The sequence below is a fragment of the bacterium genome (assembly GCA_024226335.1).
In the GTDB taxonomy this organism is placed as follows: Bacteria; Myxococcota_A; UBA9160; order SZUA-336; family SZUA-336; genus JAAELY01.
Map to the genome: position 1 here is coordinate 1 of JAAELY010000419.1, position 4,419 is coordinate 4,419.

Below are 4,419 nucleotides of genomic sequence, written 5' to 3' on the forward strand. Positions count from 1 at the left end.
CGCCAAAGCCGTTCATCTGGACCAAGAGCGCCGAGCAGATCCTCGACAGCATCCGTCGCTTCTGTTCCCGAGTCCTCCAGGTCCACGCTCGGAAGCATTAGAGATGGAACTTCTGAAACAGGACACTAGCCCTGATCCGTCATGCCGCGTCGCGAGAAATGACGATGTTATGTGAAACCGCCCGGAATTCCCTGCAGCTGGCGGCTACCCGCGTCGGCGTCGGAACGTGCGAGGCAGGTTCGAGTCCACCCAGCCACTCGATGATTGCGAACTTCTACCCGCCCGAAGATCGGGCGACGGCCATCTTCGCAACCGGTGCGAATATGGGCATTCTCGTGGGATTCTTGACGGGAGGCTGGATCAGCCAACTCCATGGCTGGCGCGCGGCCTTTTTCATCGCGGGCTTGCCGGGACTGCTCCTTGCGGTATGGGTCCGCTTCAGCTTGCGCGAGCCACCACGCGGACACTCCGAAGCCCGCACCTCTGAAGCAACTGATCAGGCGGCGCCATCTGTTTGGACGGCGTTCGCATTCATGCGGAACCGGCGCTCACTTCGGCACATCGTCATCGGCACTACCCTCAACTGATTCGTCGGCTACGGGGCAGTGGCCTGGTTACCGGCCTTCCTGGCGTGCTCGTTCAGCATGAGCGCGGGCTCGATCGGCACCTGGCTGGCACTGATCATCGGGATTGCGGGCGGCGCGGGTACCTTCCTCGGCGGTTGCTACGGGGACCGCTTGGCGCGACGGGGCGTGCGCTGGAGCCGAGGTTCAGCCCGGAATCCCTACGCTACGTCTCTTTTGCTCTTGGGCTTTGTGAACATCTGGGCGGCCGCGCACTTTTTCTGGGTGCGCGAACGCTCGCATAGGATCTCGCGCGCGCGGAGTGATCAGCGCCCTGCCCCGAGCCATCAATGAGCTTCAGAAATTCTCTTTTCGCCGAAATCGGCGAACTCTCGCATGCCGAGACATCTCCACCTGCTCCCAATTCGAAGCAGGGATCGATAGACGGCACAGATTCGTCATTATGCGACTCTTCGCCGATTTCGACCAAACTCCGACTCCGGAGAGAGCAACGAATTTCAAGCCACTGCAGACCCAACACAGGAGCGCGTATTCCACCTTCTCGATCGACTAGCCGCAATACTTTCGCGTGACTCCGCTCGCGTGCTTGAGCTATAAGAACTTCAAGTTGAAAACCGGTTCAAGCCATTCGGATTCGGAGCCGTGCACTTGTCACATGATGTGCTCGCGCCAGTACTCGTAGAAGGGGTCTCGAAGACGTACGAACGTTCGGGACTGCGTGTCGCAGCGCTATCCGACGTCACGCTACGAGTTCCCGCGGGCGAATTCCTGGTCGTTCGCGGCCGAAGCGGCAGCGGGAAGACTACCCTGCTCGAACTGATCGCCGGAATGCTGGAGCCGAGCGACGGAAAGGTGATCGTCGCAGGTACCGAAATCGGAAACCTGTCCGTCGACGAGCGCGCGCTCTTCCGACGGCGAAACATTGGCGTCATCTACCAGTTCTTCAACCTCGTACCCACGCTGAGCGTGGATCACAACATCGCATTGCCGTTGCTCCTGGACGGAGCTCGAATGAAGACCGTCAGAGGACGCGTCGCGGAGTTGATGGATCGACTTGGAATTTGGGATCTAGCCGCAAGAGACGTTGATGAACTGTCCGGCGGCGAGATGCAACGGGTCGCCATCGCAAGGTCACTGATTATCGATCCCGTATTGATCCTCGCAGATGAACCAACGGGTAATCTGGACTCCAGGACAGGCAGTGATGTTCTCTCGCTCTTCTCTGAAATCAATCGAAAGGGTGATACGACGATTGTCATGATGACGCACGACCCGGAAGCCACGGGTTGCGCAGATCGCGTAGTCGTACTCGGTGACGGTCGAGTTGAAAGAGATTCCGCCGATCGGTCGGACTTTTGATCGGCGAGCGTTCGGGATTGCCGATTGGAGTATTGCTGAGCCTCAACGCAAATCTGCGTTCAAATCTGGCCTTTGCCCTGGCCACGATCGCGTCGATCGCTGCGAGCGTGGCCCTGGCCACTGGAATGGAAATGACGTCACGCACTGCTCGGGTCAACCTGGACCGATCCGCGAAAGCGCTGGCGGGAGAATCGAAGATCGAGCTGGTTTCGGGACTCGTAGGAATCCCCGAGAAGGCGTTGGAGATCGCGGCCGCAACGCCCGGCGTAGCGTTGGCGTCGCCACTTTTCGAAGCGACATTCACTCTTGCTTCGGACGGAACACCGATCCGCATTCTCGGCCTGGACCTTGTCGCAGAAAAGGAGTTGCGAGAATACGAGATCGAGCGCGCAGGCGTTCGGATACGCGATCCACTTCGCCTGCTCGCACGGCCGGAGTCGATCATCATCACGCAACCGCTCTCGGTGCTGGCCGGTCTCGAACTTGGCGACAAGATGCCCGTGTTATTCGAAGGGCGCTCCATTGAACTCGTCGTGGAAGGCATGCTTCGGCCGGGTGGCGTTGCGGATGCATTCGCCGGGCAGGTCGGTGTCATGGATGTCTATTCACTGGCACATATCGTAGGACGGGAAGGATGGTTCGATCGAATCGATATCGTCCCGGAGCAGGGGGTTTCCCCGGCATCCCTGATCGAAGAACTCGATCGCCAGCTGGGCGGAATCGCCGAGGTTCGCCTCACGTCCAGCAGCGAGGATTGGCGGACGAGAACGGCTTCGGCGATCAGACTAACCGCACTCATCGCCTCAGCAGTTGCCGGTGCGGCGGCCTGCATTCTCTGTTATTCGGCGATCTCACTCTCGGTATCTCGGCGCTACCGGGAACTGGAGGTCCTACGCGCCCTGGGCTGCACCAGGAAGTTCATCCGGGGACTCCTCTGGGCGGACTGCATCGCGTTTTCCATTGTCGGCGTTGCAATCGGCCTCTTCCTCGGATTGATCGTCGCTCAACTGGTCGCAGGTTCGGTCTCGATCCTGGCAGAAAACCACGACAGCCTTCAGGAGAGTGACATCTACCCCAACTGGGCCACGGCCCTGGTCGCTCTCGCAGTTGGGCTCGGAGCGTCGATCGCGGGTCTCCTCTCGTCCATCCGGGCGGCTTCCAGCAATACCGAGAGCCGAGCAGGCACCGTGCGCCTGTTCCGAAACCTCGCTCGCGCTGCTTCTTCCCTGGCACCCGGGATTGGCCACCTGGTGGGTTCTGGTCTGGCGTCGCGCCCGCGAACCGCGGCTCTCACCGGCCTATCGCTCGCGGCAGTCGCAGTCGCCATCGTGATCATCTCCACACTGACGGAGAGTTTCGGCGAGAGCCTTGCGAGGCATGCCGTCGGACGATTTCCAGAGGCCATCTACGTCACCGCGGGAACTCCGTTCGAAGCTAGCCATCTAGACCACATATCCGGTCCTGGCGTTGAAGCTATCGAAAATAGTCCTCAGGTCAGAAAGCTTGCTCCCGTGTACGCCGCGACGTTGCTCTACGAGGGCCAGGAGGTTCGCCTGTCGGCCGAATCGCTCGACAACTCGTCCGCGCTCAAAGGGAATCGCGCTGAATGCGCGCGGGCGGGACTCGGCGCGGAACGCGTCGGAGTCTCCTTCGCGTTTTCCCGCAGATTCGACATTGCCATCGGTGACAGCGTCACCCTCAAGACTCCCCAGGGTGTTCGGGACTATCACGTCGTTTGTAGATCTCGGGCATTCGCGGGGCCATCCGGAGAGATCCTGATGGATTCGTCGACGTACATCGACCTCTGGAAGCCCCGGGGAATGCTGTTCATGGTTGTGTGGCCCGTGAACTCCATCGACGAACTGATCGTTGACTTGCGGGCGCGAACGGCCGGAGTCCAGCCGCTCTTCTTTGTCGATGCAGCCGCACTGCGAGAATTCGCGAACAAGGCGGTCTCCAGGTTTGATGGTACCCGCTACACGATTTCCTCACTCGCATTGGTGCTCGGCGGAATCGCAGTCGCAAACTCCCTGATCGGGATCTCGGCTGCTCGCAGACGCGAGTTCGTACTGCTGGTGACCGCAGGCGCCACTTCCTCGCAGATCACCGCCATCGTGCTCTCTGACGGCCTCCTGCTGGCGACGGGCGGGCTAGTCACCGGAGTGCCGTTGGGACTGATCCTGTCGGTACCCCTTTCGAATGTCGTCGGCTCGGCGTTCGGCTGGCCTTTGACCCCCTACGTGGATCCCATGGGGATCGCCGCGATCGTCGGAGCTACGTTCGCAATCGTCACGCTCGCGTCCATACCCGCGGCAGTCTTGACGCGACGCGAACTCTAGGGAATCTCTGCACAGGGAGGATTCGAGCGAGAAGCGGGAGTCGCCGCCTGAGCAAGAAGCGTGATCCGATCGCAGATCCGTAGATCCGCAGAGGGTCGCGCGACGCAGCGCAGGCGGATGCATCGCGCTTCGCAGCC

4 protein-coding genes are annotated in these 4,419 nt (G+C 60.6%); all 4 read left to right on the forward strand.

The features are described from left to right. Positions 1 to 164: 164 nt before the first annotated feature. The 4 genes from GY725_20505 to GY725_20520 all read left to right on the forward strand — a co-directional run bounded on the left by GY725_20505 (position 165) and on the right by GY725_20520 (position 4,282). Positions 165 to 587 carry an MFS transporter gene (locus GY725_20505; protein MCP4006567.1) on the forward strand — a complete coding sequence of 141 codons (423 nt, stop codon included), beginning with the start codon at positions 165 to 167 and terminating at the stop codon, positions 585 to 587. 18 nt (positions 588 to 605) lie between these two features. Next, positions 606 to 917, forward strand: coding sequence for an MFS transporter (locus tag GY725_20510; GenBank protein MCP4006568.1), 312 nt, complete (start codon positions 606 to 608; stop codon positions 915 to 917). A gap of 309 nt (positions 918 to 1,226) precedes the next feature. Beyond that, positions 1,227 to 1,943: an ABC transporter ATP-binding protein gene (locus GY725_20515; GenBank protein MCP4006569.1), complete on the forward strand. Its 717-nt coding sequence runs from the start codon at positions 1,227 to 1,229 to the stop codon at positions 1,941 to 1,943. Between the two features lie 17 nt (positions 1,944 to 1,960). After that, positions 1,961 to 4,282, forward strand: a complete 2,322-nt coding sequence (locus GY725_20520; GenBank protein MCP4006570.1) for an ABC transporter permease — start codon at positions 1,961 to 1,963, stop codon at positions 4,280 to 4,282. Positions 4,283 to 4,419 lie beyond the last annotated feature (137 nt).

What these genes read in the sequence shown, in the direction of transcription:
- GY725_20505 (MCP4006567.1), top strand. Translation starts at nt 165, where the DNA reads ATGTTATGTGAAACCGCCCGGAATTCCCTGCAGCTGGCGGCTACCCGC.